The organism is Streptomyces sp. B3I8, assembly GCF_030816915.1.
GTDB lineage: Bacteria > Actinomycetota > Actinomycetes > Streptomycetales > Streptomycetaceae > Streptomyces.
Genome location: NZ_JAUSYN010000002.1, coordinates 4,611,568 through 4,629,878 on the forward strand (window position 1 = coordinate 4,611,568; position 18,311 = coordinate 4,629,878).

General features: G+C 71.8%; 16 protein-coding genes and 1 pseudogene. 8 read left to right on the forward strand and 9 right to left on the reverse strand.

The window, feature by feature from the left end; all coding sequences use genetic code 11:
• The first annotated feature begins 54 nt into the window (after positions 1 to 54).
• Together QFZ64_RS22765 and QFZ64_RS22770 are read left to right on the forward strand one after the other, a co-directional pair.
• Entirely contained in the window at positions 55 to 489 is a 435-nt protein-coding gene (locus QFZ64_RS22765; protein WP_307068573.1) for a sec-independent translocase, read from the forward strand.
• 267 nt (positions 490 to 756) lie between these two features.
• Positions 757 to 1,413, forward strand: coding sequence for a hypothetical protein (locus QFZ64_RS22770; protein ID WP_307068575.1), 657 nt, complete (start codon positions 757 to 759; stop codon positions 1,411 to 1,413).
• A gap of 149 nt (positions 1,414 to 1,562) precedes the next feature.
• On the opposite strand, the gene QFZ64_RS22775 is transcribed toward QFZ64_RS22770, so the two are convergent.
• From QFZ64_RS22775 to QFZ64_RS22785, 3 genes are read right to left on the reverse strand one after another with little or no spacing between them, the layout of a single operon-like run.
• Positions 1,563 to 2,696, reverse strand: a complete 1,134-nt coding sequence (locus QFZ64_RS22775; protein WP_307068576.1) for an Mrp/NBP35 family ATP-binding protein — start codon at positions 2,694 to 2,696, stop codon at positions 1,563 to 1,565.
• A gap of 43 nt (positions 2,697 to 2,739) precedes the next feature.
• Positions 2,740 to 3,441: a DUF1003 domain-containing protein gene (locus QFZ64_RS22780; RefSeq protein WP_307068578.1), complete on the reverse strand. Its 702-nt coding sequence runs from the start codon at positions 3,439 to 3,441 to the stop codon at positions 2,740 to 2,742.
• Entirely contained in the window at positions 3,431 to 4,711 is a 1,281-nt protein-coding gene (locus QFZ64_RS22785; protein WP_307068580.1) for a magnesium transporter MgtE N-terminal domain-containing protein, read from the reverse strand. The genes QFZ64_RS22780 and QFZ64_RS22785 overlap by 11 nt, the downstream gene beginning before the upstream one ends.
• Positions 4,712 to 4,998: 287 nt before the next feature.
• Here QFZ64_RS22785 and QFZ64_RS22790 point away from each other — a divergent pair.
• A pseudogene (locus QFZ64_RS22790) lies at positions 4,999 to 5,743 on the forward strand (hypothetical protein).
• A gap of 128 nt (positions 5,744 to 5,871) precedes the next feature.
• On the opposite strand, the gene QFZ64_RS22795 reads toward QFZ64_RS22790, so the two are convergent.
• Both QFZ64_RS22795 and QFZ64_RS22800 read right to left on the reverse strand, forming a co-directional pair.
• A complete protein-coding gene (locus QFZ64_RS22795; RefSeq protein ID WP_307068582.1) occupies positions 5,872 to 6,426 on the reverse strand; it encodes a hypothetical protein in 555 nt (184 codons plus the stop codon).
• Between the two features lie 22 nt (positions 6,427 to 6,448).
• Positions 6,449 to 7,564 carry a magnesium and cobalt transport protein CorA gene (locus tag QFZ64_RS22800; RefSeq protein ID WP_307068583.1) on the reverse strand — a complete coding sequence of 372 codons (1,116 nt, stop codon included), beginning with the start codon at positions 7,562 to 7,564 and terminating at the stop codon, positions 6,449 to 6,451.
• Positions 7,565 to 8,243: 679 nt separating this feature from the next.
• Here QFZ64_RS22800 and QFZ64_RS22805 point away from each other — a divergent pair.
• A complete protein-coding gene (locus QFZ64_RS22805) occupies positions 8,244 to 8,828 on the forward strand; it encodes a suppressor of fused domain protein (protein ID WP_307068586.1) in 585 nt (194 codons plus the stop codon).
• 62 nt (positions 8,829 to 8,890) lie between these two features.
• Here the strand turns inward: QFZ64_RS22805 and QFZ64_RS22810 are convergent, their stop codons facing one another.
• The gene (locus QFZ64_RS22810; protein WP_307068588.1) at positions 8,891 to 10,144 is read right to left on the reverse strand and encodes an MFS transporter; all 1,254 of its coding nucleotides are present in this window, start codon (positions 10,142 to 10,144) and stop codon (positions 8,891 to 8,893) included.
• Positions 10,145 to 10,353: 209 nt separating this feature from the next.
• Here QFZ64_RS22810 and QFZ64_RS22815 point away from each other — a divergent pair, with 209 nt between their 5' ends.
• From QFZ64_RS22815 to QFZ64_RS22825, 3 genes are all read left to right on the forward strand, one after another.
• Positions 10,354 to 10,995: a DUF6758 family protein gene (locus tag QFZ64_RS22815; protein ID WP_307068590.1), complete on the forward strand. Its 642-nt coding sequence runs from the start codon at positions 10,354 to 10,356 to the stop codon at positions 10,993 to 10,995.
• A gap of 159 nt (positions 10,996 to 11,154) precedes the next feature.
• Positions 11,155 to 12,012 (forward strand): PHP domain-containing protein, encoded by an 858-nt coding sequence (locus QFZ64_RS22820; RefSeq protein WP_307068592.1) that lies wholly within the window; start codon positions 11,155 to 11,157, stop codon positions 12,010 to 12,012.
• A 433-nt stretch (positions 12,013 to 12,445) separates the two neighbouring features.
• Positions 12,446 to 13,051, forward strand: a complete 606-nt coding sequence (locus tag QFZ64_RS22825) for a MarC family protein (RefSeq protein WP_307068594.1) — start codon at positions 12,446 to 12,448, stop codon at positions 13,049 to 13,051.
• Positions 13,052 to 13,229: 178 nt separating this feature from the next.
• Here the strand turns inward: QFZ64_RS22825 and QFZ64_RS22830 are convergent, their stop codons facing one another.
• Positions 13,230 to 13,382 (reverse strand): hypothetical protein, encoded by a 153-nt coding sequence (locus QFZ64_RS22830; RefSeq protein WP_307068595.1) that lies wholly within the window; start codon positions 13,380 to 13,382, stop codon positions 13,230 to 13,232.
• 266 nt (positions 13,383 to 13,648) lie between these two features.
• On the opposite strand from QFZ64_RS22830, the gene QFZ64_RS22835 reads away from it, so the two are divergent.
• A complete protein-coding gene (locus QFZ64_RS22835; protein ID WP_373430649.1) occupies positions 13,649 to 14,557 on the forward strand; it encodes an NYN domain-containing protein in 909 nt (302 codons plus the stop codon).
• A 20-nt stretch (positions 14,558 to 14,577) separates the two neighbouring features.
• Here QFZ64_RS22835 and QFZ64_RS22840 read toward each other — a convergent pair whose 3' ends face one another.
• Positions 14,578 to 15,519: an alpha/beta fold hydrolase gene (locus QFZ64_RS22840; protein ID WP_307068599.1), complete on the reverse strand. Its 942-nt coding sequence runs from the start codon at positions 15,517 to 15,519 to the stop codon at positions 14,578 to 14,580.
• A 162-nt stretch (positions 15,520 to 15,681) separates the two neighbouring features.
• The gene (locus QFZ64_RS22845; protein ID WP_307068600.1) at positions 15,682 to 18,132 is read right to left on the reverse strand and encodes a DEAD/DEAH box helicase; all 2,451 of its coding nucleotides are present in this window, start codon (positions 18,130 to 18,132) and stop codon (positions 15,682 to 15,684) included.
• Positions 18,133 to 18,311 lie beyond the last annotated feature (179 nt).

Below are 18,311 nucleotides of genomic sequence, written 5' to 3' on the forward strand. Positions count from 1 at the left end.
GACCTGCCCAGAAGAGCGAGGGCCGAGGGCCGCGGACATCGCGAGGAGCGTCAGGTGTTCAACGACATAGGACCGTTCGAGCTGGTGACGATCATCGTCCTTGCCGTGCTCGTCTTCGGCCCGGACAAGCTCCCGAAGGTCATTCAGGACACCATGCGGACGATCCGCAAGATCCGCGAGTTCTCGGAGAGCGCCAAGCAGGACATCCGCGACGAGCTCGGCCCGGAGTTCAAGGACTTCGAGTTCGAGGACCTCAACCCCAAGACGTTCATCCGCAAGCAGATGGAGAACGACGAACTGGGGCTGAAGGAGATCCGCAACGGCTTCGACCTGAAGAAGGAGATGGCCGAGGTCGCGGAGGCGGTCCACAGCGGCGAGGCCGAGACGACGAGGGCCTCCGGCGCTGCCGTCGACATGCGCAAGCAGCCGGAGCTCACCAAGAAGGAGACGCCGCAGGAGCGCCCGCCCTTCGACGCGGACGCCACCTGAGCTTCCCCCCGGCCTGCGCACGGCCTCCTGCGGCCCGCGCACCCCCTGCGCCCCGCGTGCCCCCGGCGTGCGCCCCGGACCCGCGTGTCGGACACCCGACCGGCGCTCGTACGACGCGTACGAGGCCGTACGCGCCGGGTGTTTCCCGGTCACCCGTGACGCGGTGGCTATGCTGCCCAGTTGTTGCGCGGACCAGAAAAGAGCGAGGACGCCCGTGGGGGGCGGGCCGCTCGGGTCCCGCCAGGAACTGAGGAGGCGTCCGGGTACATGGAGACGACGAGTCGGGTGGGCGCGCAGGCGCCGGTCGCGGAGGACGGCCAACAGGTCCCCTCCGCCCGGCGCACGGCCGACGGCTACCTGCGCGCGCCCTTCCCTTGGTACGGCCTCGACGAGGCGTTCACGGGGCCGCGCTGGCTGATGCAGGTGGGCGCCGCCGCCGACGGTGCGGTGGAGCACGGTTCGCTCGGGCACGGCGACGAGCCGTCCATCCGTCACGAGACGACGGAGGACGAGAAGGAACGGTTCGCGGTCGTGGTGACGGTCGCGGCGCATCCGGGCCGGCGCAGCCCGGACGGCACGGGGCAGCTGGAGGCCACCTCGGTGTCCTCCGCGGCCTGGCTGGCGGGTGCGGGGCTGCTGACCTGCACCTGGCCCGGACAGCTCGACCACACGCTGCGGGACGACTGGCTGGCCCAGCAGACCGAGACGGCGTGGATCCTCGCCGACGACCTGGACGGACCGGAGTGGTCCTCGCTGTCGCTGCCGGTGGACGGCGTGCCGACGCCGTTCCACTACCGGGAGTCCGAGTTCGGCTGGGTCCTCGCCGGTTCCACCGAGCAAGGGGTGCACGTGGGGGCGTACGGGCGCGGAATGAGCGCGTACGGTCTTGGCTTCGCCGTCGCGGAGATCGGCGCGTACGCCTAGGGCCGGTTGCGGCGCGACCGCGGGCGGGTCGTGGCTGGTCGCGCCCACGCCGCGGAGCCGCACAATGTCACAGCCCCGCGCCCCTCAGGGGGCGCTGCCCCCGGCGGGGGCCTTGAAGGGTTCGCCGGGGGCCCGCACCCTGTGACCCCTCAGAACTTGTTCTTCGGGGTGATGCCCAGCGTCATGCCAGCCAGGCCGCGTTGGCGGCCGCCCAGCTTGCCGGCGATGGCGCGGAGCGCGGAGCCGGCGGGGGAGTCGGGGTCGCTCAGGACGACCGGCTTGCCCTCGTCGCCGCCCTCGCGCAGCCGGACGTCGATCGGGATGGAGCCGAGGACCGGGACCGTGGCGCCGGTGGTGCGGGTCAGGCCGTCGGCGACCGTCTGGCCGCCGCCCGTGCCGAACACGTCGACCATCTCGCCGCAGTGCGGGCACGGCAGACCCGCCATGTTCTCGACCACGCCGACGATCTTCTGGTGCGTCTGCACGGCGATGGAACCGGCCCGCTCGGCGACCTCGGCCGCCGCCTGCTGGGGAGTCGTCACGACGAGGATCTCGGCGTTCGGCACGAGCTGGGCCACGGAGATGGCGATGTCGCCCGTGCCCGGCGGGAGGTCGAGCAGGAGGACGTCCAGGTCGCCCCAGTACACGTCCGCCAGGAACTGCTGCAGCGCGCGGTGCAGCATCGGGCCGCGCCAGACGACCGGGGCGTTGCCCGGGGTGAACATGCCGATGGAGATGACCTTCACGCCGTTGGCGGACGGCGGCATGATCATGTTCTCGACCTGGGTGGGACGGCCGTCCGCGCCCAGCATGCGCGGCACGCTGTGGCCGTAGATGTCGGCGTCGACGACGCCCACCTTCAACCCGTCGGCCGCCATGGCCGCCGCCAGGTTGACCGTGACGGAGGACTTGCCGACGCCGCCCTTGCCGGAGGCCACCGCGTAGACGCGGGTGAGCGAGCCGGGCCTGGCGAACGGGATCTCGCGCTCGGCCTGGCCGCCGCGCAGGGCGGACGCCAGTTCCTTGCGCTGCTCGTCGCTCATCACGTCCAGCGTGACGTCGACCCGGGTGACGCCCTCCACGCGGGAGACCGCCTCGGTCACGCCCTGGGTGATCGTGTCGCGCATCGGACAGCCGGAGACCGTCAGGTACACGGTCACGGCGACCGCGCCGTCCGCGCCGATCTCCACCGATTTGACCATCCCCAGTTCGGTGATGGGCCGATGGATCTCCGGGTCGTTCACCGTCGCCAGTGCCTCGCGCACCGCGTCTTCCGTAACCATGTCCCCGATGGTACGGCGCCGTACCGGGCCGCAGGGCAGCCCGTCAGCGGTCTTCTGCGTCACGTCCGCGCCCGGACCCGGGCGGGAGCCGACCGGAACCCGGTGGAAGCCGCCCAGGGCCTGGTGGAAGCCGCCCCGGCCCCGTCGGTCGCCGTCCCGGATCCGGCGGAACGTCCCGGTGTCCGAGCGCGCGGCCCTCGGCGTGGCCGGCCGGGCGGCCGTCGTGGCGGTCCTCCAGTTCCTTGACGAGGTCCTGGAGTTCGGAGCGGATCCAGTCGCGGGTCGCCACCTCGCCGAGCCCCATGCGCAGCGCGGCGATCTCGCGCGTCAGGAACTCGGTGTCGGCGATCGACCGCTCGTTCTGCTTGCGGTCCTGTTCGAGGTTGACCCGGTCGCGGTCGTCCTGCCTGTTCTGCGCCAGCAGGATCAGCGGGGCGGCGTACGAGGCCTGTAGCGACAGCATCAGCGTCAGGAAGATGAACGGGTACTGGTCGAAGCGCAGGTGCTCGGGCGCGGCCACGTTCCACACCACCCACAGGATGATGACGATCGTCATCCAGACGATGAACCGTCCGGTGCCCAGGAAACGCGCGATGCGTTCGGACAGCCGTCCGAACGCCTCCGGGTCGTACTCCGGCAGCAGCCGGCGGCGCGGCGCGCGCGGCTGGTCCAGCCGGGCGCGCGTGCGGGAGCTCGCGGTGGCACCCACGGGAGCGCGCTCGCGCGATTCGCGGTCAGGAGTCATCGGGCGCCCCCTCCCCGAGGTGGAACTCCGTCTCGCGCCAGTCCTCGGGCAGCATGTGGTCCAGTACGTCGTCCACCGTCACCGCGCCCAGCAGCGAGCCGGACTCGTCGACGACCGGCGCGGCCACCATGTCGTACGCGGCGAAGAACCCGGCGACCACGGGCAGCGCGTCGTCCGGGGCGAGCGACTGCAGATCGTCGTCGATGATCGAGCTGACCAGCGTGTACGGGGGGTCGCGCAGCAGCCGCTGGAAGTGCACCGTGCCGAGGTACTTGCCGGTCGGCGTGTCGTCCGGCGGCCGGCACACGTACACCTGGGCGGCGAGAGCGGGGGACAGGTCCCGGTTGCGGACCCGGGCGAGCGCGTCGGCGACGGTGTCGTCGGGCCGCAGGATGATCGGCTCGGTCGTCATCAGACCGCCCGCCGTGTCCTCCTCGTACGCCATCAGCCGGCGCATGTCGGCGGCGTCGGCGGGTGCCATCAGACTCAGCAGCCGCTCCTGGTCGTCCTCGGGCAGCTCGGCGAGCAGGTCGGCGGCGTCGTCGGGGTCCATCGCCTCCAGGACGTCCGCGGCGCGCTCCTCCTTCAGCTTGCCGAGGACCTCGATCTGGTCGTCCTCGGGCAGCTCCTCCAGGACATCGGCGAGCCGGTCGTCGTCCAGGGCGGCGGCGACCTCGGCGCGGCGCTTGGCGGAGAGGTGGTGCAGCACGTTGGCGAGGTCGGCGGGGCGCAGCTGCTCGAAGGTGGCGAGCAGGCTCTCGGCCCCCTGGCCGTGCTCCTCCAGGGAGAACCCGGTGACGGCGTTCCACTCGACGGTGAGGGTCTCGCCGCGGCTGCGCCGGAAGGCCCCGCCCCGGCCGCGCCTGCGGACGAAGACGCGGTCGATCTCCCAGTCCCGGCGGGCCGGGAGCTGCTGCACCGACAGATCCAGGACGGTGACCTCCTCGCCGCCGTCGACCAGCGTGACCCGGCGGTCCAGCAGCTCGCCGAAGACCAGCCGCTCGGTGGGGCGCTGCTCGAACCGGCGCACGTTGAGCACGCCGGTGGAGATGACCTGACCGGACTCGATGCTCGTCACACGGGTCATGGGCAGGAAGATACGGCGCCGGGTCGACAGCTCGACGACCAGCCCGAGCAGTCGCGGGGGCAGCCGGTCCATCCGGAACATGACGACCAGATCGCGGACGCGGCCCACCTGGTCACCGGTCGGATCGAAGACGGCTACGCCGGAGAGGTGCGAGACGAAGATCCGGGGGGCGCTTGCCGCCATCCACGCGCCTCCTGTCGTGTCGTGGTCCTGATACCGATGCGTCCTGGTGGAACCGGATGCGTCTTCATGTGTCCCGGAACGTCCTGGTGGGTCCTGACGCTCCGTGCGCACTGTGGGTGCGTGTGCCTGTCCTGTTCCCGACTGCCCCCCAAGACCGGGTTCAGGCTAGCCGGTCCCGGTACGGAACGCCCTGGTGAGGGGTCCGGACGGACTGGCTCCGGAGGGGGCCCGGCGCACCGGTACGCTGCGGTACGCCGATGGCGGACCACACGAGAGGCACCTCACCTGTGACTGCGACTCCCCTTGGCCGAACCCGCAGGACCGCACTCGCGGGTGCGCTGTGTGCCGGACTGGTGGTGACGGGGACGGGGCTGACGGGATGCAGCGACGACCCCGACGCGGGCACGAACGGAGTGGGCAAGCTGCCGGCGGCGCAGATCCAGCGACGGGCGCTCACGGCGGCGAGTGCGGCGGCCACGGTCCGGCTGTCCGGCAGCGTCGTCAGCGGGAAGACGACGTACAAGCTCGACATAAAGCTGTCGGACGAGGGCGCCTCGGGCGCGGTGACGTCCAAGGACACCACGTTCCAGCTCCTGCGGGTCGGCGAGCGGCTCTACCTCAAGGCCGGCGCGGCATTCTGGCGGCAGGAGGACGGCAGGAGCGGCGGGATCGGCGGCGGAGAAGCTGGGCGACAAGTACGTGAAGGTCCCGGAGGAGGACCCGGCGTACAAGCGGTTCAGCGGGTTCACCGACAAGGACACGCTGCTCACGGGACTGCTCACACTGCACGGCACGGTGTCGACCGACGGGCGGCACGAGGTGGACGGCGTCCGTACGGTGCGGGTCGCCGGGAGTGACGGGTCCGGCGGCGCCCTGGACGTCTCCCTGGAGGGCAAGCCGTACCCGCTGCGGCTCTCGCGCGCGGGCAACGCGGGCGCGCTCACCCTCACCGACTGGGACAAACCCTTCACCCCGGAGGCGCCCCCCGCGGAGGACACCCTCGACTACGGCAGGAACCTCCCCACCGGCTGAGGCACCGCCGGGGGCGGCCGGGAGCGTAGGTGGGGGAGTGCCGCGCGGAAGCGGAGCCTGCGCCCAAGCCCTCTGCCCGGGCTTTCCGCCCGGCCGTGCCGCCCGATGCCACCGCTCGGCCGCGCCGCCTACCGTCGGCGTCCCTGGCGTCGCCGGCGCCACAGGAGCCGGGGGAGTGCCGCCGGTACCGGCTCCCGCGTCGTCACGGGCGCCTCCACCGGCGCCGTCGCCAGTGAGGACGAGGGCAGCTCCGCGGACGTGCCCACCGGCTCCAGCCGCAGCACCCGGCACTCCCGTTCCCAGCGCCCCGGCATCGCCTCGCCGTCCGCCGCGTTCAGCCGCTTCCCCTTGAGCTCTCCCACCGCGGCCTGCCAGGCGGCCGACCCCGGCGCGAGCTCCACCACCTTCGCGGGCCAGCTCGCGAGCCGCCCGCCCTTGTCCTTGCTGCGCACCGTCACCACGGCGTCGCCCCCGTCGACCAGCCCCGGCAGCGGCTGCTCCCCGGGCCCGTCGCCGACGACGCAGGCCGCGCCCTCGTGCCAGACGTGCCACAGCACGCGCGCGGGACCCGGCGCCGCCTCGTCGCCGCCGTCCGCCGCGAGAGCCCCGGCGCGCACCCAGATCAGCCCGGACTTCTTCGTGGCCTCCTCTACGAGGGCCCGCGCGAGCAGCTCAGTCGTCATGCGCTCAGGGTATAGCGGCCGTTCACAGCCACCCGTTGCGCTTCAGCGTGCGGTGGATGGTCAGACACAGGGCGACCGTGACACACATGACGACGGGATAGCCGTAGCGCCAGTGCAGTTCCGGCATGTGCTCGAAGTTCATGCCGTACACCCCGCACACCATCGTCGGCACGGCGATGATCGCCGCCCACGAGGTGATCTTGCGCATGTCCTCGTTCTGCGCGACGGACGCCTGCGCGAGGTTGGCCTGGAGGATGGAGTTCAGCAACTCGTCGAAGCCGACGACCTGTTCCTGCACTCGGGCGAGGTGGTCGGCGACGTCGCGGAAGTACTTCTGGATGTCCGGGTCGATCAGCCGCATCGGCCGCTCGCTGAGCAGCTGCATCGGCCGCAGCAGCGGCGAGACCGCCCGCTTGAACTCCAGCACCTCGCGCTTGAGCTGGTAGATCTGTCCGGCGTCGGTGCCCCGGGGGCTGCCCTTGCGCCCGGGCGAGAACACTTCGGTCTCCACCTCGTCGATGTCGTCCTGCATGGCGTCGGCGACCGCGATGTAGCCGTCGACGACGTGGTCGGCGATCGAGTGCAGCACCGACGAGGGGCCCTTGGCGAGCAGCTCGGGGTCGCGCTCGAGCCGGGTGCGCAGCGCGCGCAGCGAGCCCTGCCCGCCGTGCCGGACGGTGATGAAGAAGTCCCGGCCGGTGAAGCACATGACCTCGCCGGTCTCCACGACCTCGCTGGTCGCGGTGAGCCGGTCGTGCTCCACGTAGTGGATGGTCTTGAAGACGGTGAACAGGGTGTCGTCGTACCGCTCCAGCTTGGGCCGCTGGTGGGCGGTGACCGCGTCCTCCACGGCGAGCGGGTGAAGCCCGAACTCGCCCGCGAGCGCGGCGAATTCGGCGCCGGTCGGCTCGTGCAGCCCGATCCAGGCGAAGCCGCCGTCGCGTCGCACGAGGCGCATCGCCTCCTGCGGGCTCAGCCGGCCCGACGTCTCGACGCGGGCGCCGTCGCGGTAGACGGCGCAGTCGACGACGGCGGACGGCGTGGCGGGGTCGCGCGTGGCGTCGTACGTGCCGTTGTCCTTGCGGGTTGCCGGGCGGGACGGGCGGACCACGGCACGCAGGTCACGGATCATCGACATGGCAGGCTCCTTCGCGGGGAGAGCAACGAAAAGCCGCTACGAGGGGTGGAACTGCCCGGAATGAGGACGTTCTGACGTGTGGGATTCGGCACGTCCACAAAGCGGGGAGCACCGCGCCGTCGCGGTGGCGGGCTTCGCTGCTGCTACAGGTCGGGCACGATCGGACAGATCAATGCGATCGGACGGATCGCTTCGATCGGGCAGATCGCTTCTACCGGGCCGGCCGGACGGATCGGATGATCAGACGGATCGCACGGATCGGGTGGAACCGGGTGTGGATCAGGAGCGGGCGATCAGGCGGTCAGGAGGATCAGGCCGGTCGGACGGATCATGCGGATCAGGCAGGGCGAAACACACGAGCTCTTCGCGGTGCGCGTAGGCGTGAGGCGACGGCCGGTCGGAAAGGATGACCGGGAGGTCCGCGTCAGCGGCGGGAAGAGCGGGTGGTACTGCACGGTCGACTTCGGTCCATGCCAGCCCCACCTCCTCCGGCCGGTCCCCCGTGAGGGACGATCCACTTCCCTTGTTTAAGGGTGCCCCGTGTAGGGGAGTTTCATGGGCGTCGGGGCCTGAGCGCCACGCTTCTGCGTGCTGCCCCGAGCGACCGGCTCAGCGTATCAGCCGACCGGCACGTCAAGGCGCTGCTTTGCCCTGTACTGGCGAGTTCTATGCTCGCCGCATGGCAGATGTTCTTCCTCTGGTCGAGGCCCGGTTGCTCACCGCGCTGGGCGAGCCGGACGCGCGCGCGGCGGTCACCTTCCTCGGTACGGACCGTTTCGAGGTGCTGCGTTTCACGGACGGGGACGTCGTCCGTTACGCCACGCTCGGCATGTCCGCCCAGCCGATGAGCGACCCGGCCGCGGTCCTCGCCGATCCGGTCCAGGGCCCGCGTGCCGAGCTGGTCCTCTCCGTGCGCGGCGGGCGTGCCGACACCGACAAGGTGCTCCGTCCGCTCGCCGTGCTGGCCGCGTCCCCGCAGGTGGAGGGTGTGGTGGTGGCCCCCGGAGCCTCCCTCGACGTGGGCGAGCCGCTGTGGCCGGGCGCGGCCTTCACCTCCGTACTGGTCGCGGAGCCGGGCGGACTGGTGGAGGACCTGGAGCTCGACGCGCCGATGGACCCCGTGCGGTTCCTGCCGCTGCTGCCGATGACGCCGAACGAGGCCGCGTGGAAGAGGGTGCACGGCGCGGGCGCCCTCCAGGAGCGCTGGCTGACGCACGGGACGGACCTGCGGGACCCCGCCCGCGGGTCCGTCCCGCTCACGTGACCGATCTCACCAACCCTCGCGCCGCACGGCTCAGTTGGCCGAAACCGCAGTCGGCCGAAACCTCAGTCGGCGAAGACGGCGACCGCGTCCTCGGCGGCGTGCCGCGGCTGGAGTTCCTCCGTCTCGTGCGTGAGGGCCCGGCGGCGTACGACGACGACCAGCGCGCCCACCACCGCCGTGACGGCGGCGACCACGAACGGGACGTGGACGTCGGTCCACTCCTCGATCTTCGGCGCGAAGTAGGGCGCGGCCGCCGCCGCGAACCAGCGCACGAAGTTGTAGCCGGCGCTCGCCACCGGGCGCGGCGCGTCGGAGACGCCCAGCGCGAGCTCGGTGTAGACGGTGTTGTTCACGCCGATGAAGGCGCCGGACAGGATCGTGCATACGACGGCCGTCGTGTGGTCGCCGTATCCCAGGATCAGGACGTCGGCGGCGAGCAGCACCAGCGAACCGCCGAGCACGGTCAGCGAGCCGAACCGTTTCTGCGTCCGTGGCGCCACGATGACCGAGAAGACGGCGAGCAGCACCCCCCAGGCGAAGAAGACCGCACCGGACTTGTACGGCGTCATGTTCAGTACGAACGGCGTGAAGGCGAGCACGGTGAAGAACGTGTAGTTGTAGAAGAACGCCGAGACGGCCGCGGAGGCCAAACCGCCGTGCCCGAGCGCCTTGAGCGGGTCGAGCAGTGAGATCCTGCGGGCCGGCTTGGGCTGCTCCTTCAGGAACGCCGTGATGCACAGGAAGCCGATCGCCATCAGGACGGCGGTGCCGAAGAAGGGATAGCGCCAGCTCGCGTCGCCGAGCAGCGCGCCCAGGAGCGGGCCGCAGGCCATGCCGAGGCCCAGGGCGGACTCGTAGAGCAGGATCGCGGCCGCGCTGCCGCCCGCCGCCGCGCCGACGATGACGGCGAGCGCGGTGGACACGAACAGGGCGTTGCCGAGCCCCCATCCGGCCCGGAACCCGACCAGCTCACCGACCGACCCCGAGGTGCCGGCGAGCCCCGCGAAGACGACCACGAGGGCCAGTCCGGCGAGCAGCGTCCTGCGTCCGCCGATCCGGCTGGAGACGAAGCCGGTCACCAGCATCGCCACCGCGGTGATCAGGAAGTACGAGGTGAACAGGAGCGAGACCTGGCTCGGGGTGGCGTCCAGTCCCTTGGCGATGGACGGCAGGATCGGATCGACGAGCCCGATGCCCATGAAGGCGACCACGGACGCCCCGGCGGTCGCCCAGACGGCCTTCGGCTGCCGAAGGAGGCCGCCGGCACCCGTGTCGAACGGGTCCGCCTCGGCGGGACCTCCGGTACTGCTGCGCATGCGCGCGCTCCTTCCCGACAGGGACGACGCCCGGGGCGGGGACCCCGGTGATGATCGGCCCGGATGGTTGGCTTATGCACACAATAAGTTAGCTCAGCTAATTGATGCAACATGCACCTAGTTGCTCTCGCCGACAGCGGGCGTCGGGCACCGCCCGGACGGGTGATCGTCCTTGACGCGGAGCGGTGCGGGGAGGACCGTTGGTCTTTATGAGGGGCGAACCCAGTTGCCCGAAGTGCGGTGGCCGGGTCAGGGCTCCCGGACTCTTCGCCGACTCCTGGCAGTGCGACGTGCACGGGACGGTGCACCCGCTGCAACCCGTGATACCGCCCAGCGTCGAGGCGCTCGGTGTCGTGGTGCACCGGACCCGGGTCCCGGTGTGGATGCCGTGGCCCCTGCCGGTCGGCTGGCTGTTCACGGGTGCAGCCTGCGCCGGTGACGACCGCAGCGGCGGCCGCGCCACGGCGGTGGCGTGCTCCGGCCCCGGCCCGCTGGGCGGCGTCGGCGAGATGATCCTGGTCGCCGAGGAACTGGGCGTCGGCCTCGGCGCACGGTACGCGGGCATCGACGGCCCCGACCCCGGTCCGTACCTGAACGTGGAGAAACCGCCGCAGGCCAAGGTCCTGGCGGCGGGCCGCCCCACCCCCCTCTGGCACGTCACCGGCACCCCCGACGACCGCGCCGTCTTCGCGGGCGAGGCGCGGGGCCTGTGGCTCTGGGCGGTCGTCTGGCCCGAACAGACGGGCCTGCTCATGTACGACGAGCTGGTGTTGACGGACCTGCGCGACGCGGGCGCGGAGGTCGACCTCCTGCCGTGCGGCGCGCTGTCGCCACGACTGCTGGAGCCGTAGGCGCAAGGGGCGATGGTTTTTTTGGGGGGGCGATGGGGTTCGCGGGTGGCGCGGTGTCCTCCGCCTACAGGTCGTGATCCGCCTGCGGCGGAGTCGGGTGCGGCGTCCCCGTTATCCTTGAGCGTCCCCGTCCGTCCCGTCCGTCCGGAGCGTCACGTCGTGCGCATCGACCTGCACACCCACTCCACCGCCTCCGACGGCACGGACACCCCCGCCGCACTCGTCCGCAACGCGGCCGCCGCCGGACTGGACGTCGTCGCCCTCACCGACCACGACACCACTCGCGGCCACGCCGAGGCGCTTGCCGCGCTGCCGGGCGGCCTGACCCTCGTGACCGGCGCCGAGCTCTCCTGCCGCCTCGACGGCGTCAGCATGCACATGCTGGCCTACCTCTTCGACCCCGAGGAGCCCGCGCTCCTCGCCGAACGCGAACTGGTGCGCGACGACCGTGTCCCCCGCGCCAGGGCCATGGTCGCCAAGCTCAACGACCTCGGCGTCCCCGTCACCTGGGACCAGGTCGCCCGTATCGCCGGTGACGGTTCCGTCGGCCGCCCCCATGTCGCCTCCGCACTCGTGGAGCTCGGCGTCGTCCCGACCGTCGACGAGGCGTTCACGCCGAAGTGGCTGGCCGACGGGGGCCGTGCGCACGTGGAGAAGCACGAGACCGACCCCTTCGAGGCGATCCGCCTGGTGAAGGCGGCCGGCGGTGTCACCGTCTTCGCACACCCCGCCGCGAGCAAGCGTGGCCGCACCGTCCCGGAGTCCGCGATCGCGGACATGGCCGCGGCGGGACTGGACGGCATCGAGGTCGACCACATGGACCACGACTCCGACACCAGGGCCCGGCTGCGCGGACTGGCCAAGGAGCTGGGCCTCCTGACCACCGGGTCCAGCGACTACCACGGCACCCGCAAGACCGTCGCCCTCGGCGAGTACGCGACGGATCCCGAGGTCTACGGCGAGATCACCCGCCGCGCCACAGGAGCGTTCCCGGTCCCGGGCGCGGGCGGAGCCTGACCGCTGGGGCCTGTCCGACCGGACCCGGGGCTCCGTGCCACGACGGGCCGGGCGGGCTCTACGCGCGCACCGCGACCTGCTTGACCGGCGGGAACAGTGACCTGCTTGTCAGCGGGTGCCGGGTGCCGGGTGCCGGGTGCCGGGTGCCGGGTGCCGGGTGCCGGGTGCTTGCTGTCGGGCGCCGAGCGCTGGGTGTCGGGCGCGGGGCCGCGCACAGTACCGGCCCCGGTTCGGTCGGTCGGCGTTCCACCGTGATCGTTCGCCCGCCGCCGCCCGAGCCCACTGCACTCCACTCACTCACCCCTGCGCGAGGGCCGGCCCCGGCCTTCGCCCCCAGGTCACTCCGGCAGGCCCGGAGTGACCCACTGCTCCTCCACTCGACTGCACACACACGTGCCGCCTCGGCGGCACCCTGTCACAAGGCCGCCTCCACATGTTCGACCTCGCCGTCTTCGGCTCCCTCTTCCTGACCCTCTTCGTCATCATGGATCCCCCGGGGATCACCCCGATCTTCCTCGCCCTGACCGCGGGCCGCCCCGCCAAGGTGCAGCGCCGGATGGCGTTGCAGGCCGTGTGCGTGGCCGGTGGTGTCATCGCCGTGTTCGGCGTGCTGGGCAACCACATCCTCGACTACCTGCACGTCACGATCCCCGCCCTCATGATCTCCGGGGGGCTGCTGCTCCTCCTCATCGCGCTCGACCTCCTCACCGGCAAGAACGACGAGCCGAAACAGACCAAGGACGTCAACGTCGCCCTCGTCCCGCTCGGAATGCCGCTGCTCGCCGGACCCGGCGCGATCGTGTCCGTGATCCTCGCCGTGCAGCGGGCCGACGGCGTGAGCGCACAGGTCTCGGTGTGGGCGGCGATCCTCGCGATCCATGTCGTGCTGTGGTTCGTGATGCGCCACTCGCTGCTGATCATCCGGCTGATCAAGGACGGTGGCGTCGTCCTGGTGACACGGCTGGCCGGGATGATGCTCTCCGCGATCGCCGTCCAGCAGATCATCAACGGCGTCACACAGGTGATCCGGGGCGCCTGATCCCGCGGTCATCCCGGGCGCCTGATCCCGGGGTGATCCGGGACGGCCCGATCCGAGGTGACCCAGGGGGCCGAAGCCGATCTCCCCGCGCGGGCGCACGACAAAGCCCCTGTACGGCACGGTGCCGGACAGGGGCTGCATGTGTTGCGTCAGTACATCGTCACGCGTCGGTACGTCGTCATGAGGCGGGTGTGTCTGCCGGGCGGATCCACAGGCGCTGCCCTATGGCGGCGGCCTGTTGCACGATCTGATTGACGGAGGCGGCGTCCACGACGGTGGTGTCCACGGGCGTGCCGTCGACGTCGTCGAGGCGCATGATTTCGAAGCGCAAGGGGCTTCTCCCTTCGTCTGGTCATCCTCCTGTGGAGAACTACTGGTCGAGAGTGAGAGTGGGAGGCGGGGCGACTGTGCGTCCCCGTCCACGTACAGATGTAACGGCATGCTTCCAGCAAACATTCCCTACGCTAAAGAAATTTTTCAGCCGTCTAACTACTGACGGGGGAAAGCGTGGGAGCTGCCCCTGGGTGCGTATCTTCCGATCATTTCTCCGGACGACTCCTCGGGACCGGTTGTGTTCGCTGTGTGACGGCCGGGACAATGGACGCGATGAACGACGACGACCTCACGGCGCTCGGCGCCCGCATCGACCAGACGAACGAGCTGCTGCAGCGCATGCTCGCCGAGGTGGCGAAGACGCCCTCGACCCACGCGATCTTCGTCGACGCCGGCTACCTCTACGCGGCCGCGGGGCGGCTGGTGGCCGGCACCGAGGACCGGCGGGCGTTCGACGTCGACGCCGAGGGACTGCTCGAGGCGCTCATCGACAAGGCTCGCACGATCTTCGCCGACAGCCGGCTGCTGCGGGTCTACTGGTACGACGGCGCCCGGCGCCGCATCCACACAGCCGAGCAGCAGTCCATCGCCGAACTGCCCGACGTGAAGGTGCGACTGGGCAACCTCAACGCCAACAACCAGCAGAAGGGCGTCGACTCCCTCATCAGGTCCGACCTGGAGTCCCTCGCCCGGCACCGCGCCATCAGCGACGCGGCCCTGCTCGGCGGTGACGAGGACCTGGTCTCGGCGGTCGAGGCCGCACAGGGATACGGCGCCCGGGTCCATCTGTGGGGCATCGAGGCACCGGAGGGCCGCAACCAGGCCGAGCCCCTGCTCTGGGAGGTCGACAGCCAGCGCACCCTCGACCTGGACTTCTTCAAGCCGTACGTGTCCCGGCGGACCGCGGCGACGTACGAGGCGTCGGCGGCGGTCCGGCCCACGCGGGAGGACGTGCGGTTCGTGGGGGCGCAGATCGCGGCGAAGTGGCTGGCGGCGCGAGGCCGTGACTCACTGCGGGAGCTGCTCCCGGGGCACCCCTACCTGCCCGGATCGGTCGACCAGGACCTGCTGGTGGAGGCGGAAGGGCTGCTCCAGTACTCGCTGCGCGGCCAGGCGGATCTGCGCCGGTCCCTGCGGGACGGCTTCTGGGAGCACTTGCAGACGCAGTACTGACCGGCGCCGAACCCCGTTCCTCAACGGGTCACGCCGCCGGCGTCGTCCACGCCGTTCCTGCCGTTCCTGCCGTTCCTGCCGTTCTCGCCGTCAACGGAGTGCACGCTGTTCCAGAAGGCGACGAGGGCGCGGGCGGTCTCAAGCGGGCGGTCGGTGTTGGGGGAGTGGTCGGCGCCGGCGACGATCGTGCGACGGGCGTCGAGCCGGATGGCCATCTCGTCCAGCAACGGGACGGGCCAGGCGTCGTCGTGGTCGCCGGAGACGACGTGTTTGGGCAGCGGCACGGCGGCGAGTTCGGCGACCCGGTCCGGCTCGGTGCACAGTTGCCGCCCGGTGGCGAGAAGCTGGGCGGGACTGCCCGCGAGCCAGCGGCGGCGGAGGTCGTCGCGGTCGCCGGGACCGGCGTCGAGGGCGCCGGTCTCCGTGTCCTCGGGGGTCTCCATCAGCTGGATGGCGTTCCACACCTGGGTCATGTCCATCACCGCGAGTGCGTCGCGCAGCAGTCTGACCCGCTGCTGCTGGGACTTCGAGATCTGCGCGGGGCCGGAGGACATGAGGGTGAGCGAGCGGAACGGGGCGGGGTCGAGCAGCACGGTGGCGCGGGCGATCTGGCCGCCGAGGGAATGGCCGAGGAGGTGGACGGGACCGTCGGCGTCCAGAGCGGCGACCTGAGCCAGCACGTCGCGGGCCAACTCGGTCTGTGCGTAAGGGGCTTCGTCGTCCTGGGGGCCGGGAGTGCCGTACTGGCCCCGGCCGTCGACGGCGACGGCGCGGTAGCCGGCGGCGCCGAGGTGGGGGAGGAGGTCGATGAAGTCCTCCTTGCTGCCGGTGAAACCCGGGAGGAGGAGGGCCGTGCCGTGGGTGGCGGTGCCGGCGTCGAGGGCGGCGAAGGGACCGCGGGGGGTGGCGAGGGTGCGGGAGCGGGTGCCGGGGGGCGGGGAGAAGGTCGACGGACGGCTCATGCCGCCGAGGCTACCGGCCGTGCCCCTCCCATCCTCCCGAGGGACCGTGACCCCGGTGTGCTCCGCCGGCCCGGACCGTCCACGTCGGCAACACGAAGCCGGCCCGGTCCACGTGGTCGTGGGCCGGGCCGGCTTCGTTCCTGCTGCGTGTGCCGAGGGGGCTCAGCCCTCCGACGGCTCCGTCGCGGCGGCCGCCTTCTTCCGCGTGCGGCGCGGCTTCGCCGGTTCGTCGGACGCCTGGGCCGGGATCTCCGGTGCGGCGGCGGCCTTGCGCGTCGTACGCCTCCGCGGCTTGGGCTCTCCGGCCTCGGGCTCGGCCGCGGCCTCGGCGGACGCCGCGACGGCCTTCTTACGGGTTCGGCGGGGCTTGACCTCACCGGCCTCCGCACCGTCGTCGTCCAGGACTGTCGCAGTCGAGGCCGCCGTCGCCGTCGCCTTGCGCGTACGCCGCGCCTTCGGCGCCTCGACGGTCTCCGACGGCTCCGTCGCGGCGGCCGCCTTCTTCCGCGTGCGGCGCGGCTTCTGCGCCGGCTGCGAATCCGACTCGGGCTCCTCCGACGACTGCGCGGGGATCACGGCGGCATCGGCGGTCTCGACCGCCGTCTGCGCCTTCGCCGCGGACTTCCGCGTCGTCCGCCGGCGCGGCTCGGTCTCGACGGCTTCGGCCGTGTCGACCGCCGTCTCCGCGGCCTCCGCCTTCTTGCGCGGCGTCGTCCGCCGGCGCGGCTTTGCCTCGATGGTCTCCGCCGTGTCGACGGCCGCCTCGGCCGTCTCCGCGGACTCGGCCGCTTCGGCCGCGGCCACGTCAGCCGTCCTCCGCGTCCGCCGACGCCGCGGCGTCGTGGCAGCCTCCGCCTCGACCGCCCCGGACGGCGCGAGCGCCTCGGAAACGGCGGGTGCCTCGGCCACGGCGGCCGTCTCGGTCACCGTCTCCGCGGACACCGTCTCCCGAGTCGCCGCCTCCGCCTGGGCGCCGGACCGGGTGCGCCGACGCCGGCGCGGAGCACGACCGGCACCGCCGGACTCCGTGCCCGCCGTGCCGTCCGCGCTCCCCGCGCCGTCCACGGGCGGGGCCGCCACCCGCTCCGACGCCGTCACCGAAGCCTCCGCGTCGAGCGGCGCTCCACCGCGCGTACGCCGGCGCCGACGGGGCGTCCGCGCCGAACGCTCGCGGTCCCGCTCCACCGTGTCGCTTCCACCGCGTTCATTGCGTCCACCGCGATCGCCGCGTCCACCGCGATCGTCGCGCTCACCGCGACCGCCCCGGGCGCTGCGCGCCCCGCGGCCACCGGTCTCGCCGAGGTCCTCGATCTCCTCGGCACCCAGCCCGGCACGCGTGCGCTCCGAGCGGGGCAGCACACCCTTCGTGCCCGCCGGGATGGAGAGGTCCTCGAAGAAGTGCGGCGACGTGGAGTACGTCTCCACCGGCTCGTGGTAGTCCAGTCCCAGCGCCTTGTTGATGAGCTGCCAGCGCGGGATGTCGTCCCAGTCGACGAATGTGATCGCCGTACCGGACGCGCCCGCGCGGCCCGTACGGCCGGTGCGGTGCAGGTAGGTCTTCTCGTCCTCGGGGGACTGGTAGTTGATGACGTGCGTGACGCCCTCGACGTCGATGCCGCGCGCGGCGACGTCCGTGCAGACCAGCACGTCCACCTTGCCGTTGCGGAACGCGCGCAGCGCCTGCTCGCGCGCGCCCTGGCCGAGGTCGCCGTGGACCGCGCCGGAGGCGAACCCGCGCGTCTGGAGCTGCTCGGCGATGTCGGCGGCCGTCCGCTTGGTGCGGCAGAAGATCATCGCGAGTCCGCGGCCGTCGGACTGCAGTATCCGCGCGATCATCTCCGGCTTGTCCATGGAGTGCGCGCGGTAGACGAACTGCTTGATGTTGGCCAGCGTCACGCCCTCGCCCTCCGGCGACGTGGCGCGGATGTGCGTGGGCTGCGACATGTAGCGGCGGGCCAGTCCGATGACCGCACCGGGCATGGTCGCGGAGAAGAGCATGGTCTGCCGGCGCTCCGGAAGCATGCCGATGATCTTCTCGACGTCGGGGAGGAAGCCGAGGTCGAGCATCTCGTCGGCCTCGTCGAGGACGAGGCACCGCACGTGCGAAAGGTCCAGCTTCTTCTGCCCGGCCAGGTCGAGCAGCCGGCCGGGGGTGCCGACGACCACGTCGACGCCCTTCTTGAGGGCCTCTACCTGCGGCTCGTAGGCACGTCCGCCGTAGATGGCGGTGACGCGCACGTTGCGCACCTTGCCGGCGGTCAGCAGGTCGTTGGTGACCTGGACGCACAGCTCGCGGGTGGGCACCACGACGAGGGCCTGCGGGGTGTTGGTGACGTCCTCGGGGCGGGCCCGGCCCGCCTCCACGTCGGCGGGGACGCTGACGCGCTCGAGGAGCGGAAGGCCGAAGCCCAGCGTCTTGCCGGTGCCGGTCTTGGCCTGGCCGATGACGTCGCTGCCGGAGAGGGCGACGGGGAGCGTCATCTCCTGGATGGGGAAGGGGTTGAGGATGCCGACGGCCTCAAGGGCCTCGGCCGTCTCGGGAAGGATTCCGAGCTCTCGGAAAGTCGTAGTCAGGGTGCTGCCTCTTCTGTGTGCGCGGCGCGAGGCGAGCATGGGGGTCGTGTCGTCCGACCGTGCCGGGGACGACGGCCGACCTCGGGGGCCGGGCCGGGTGGCACGGGACGGGACCACAGCCGACGCTCTCGGGTCTGTCCGGCAGACCCAGCGCTCGTTCCGCTGAGGGACCCTCCCGGTATGCCGTACACACAGTGCCGTACGGCTGAGAAGGGCTG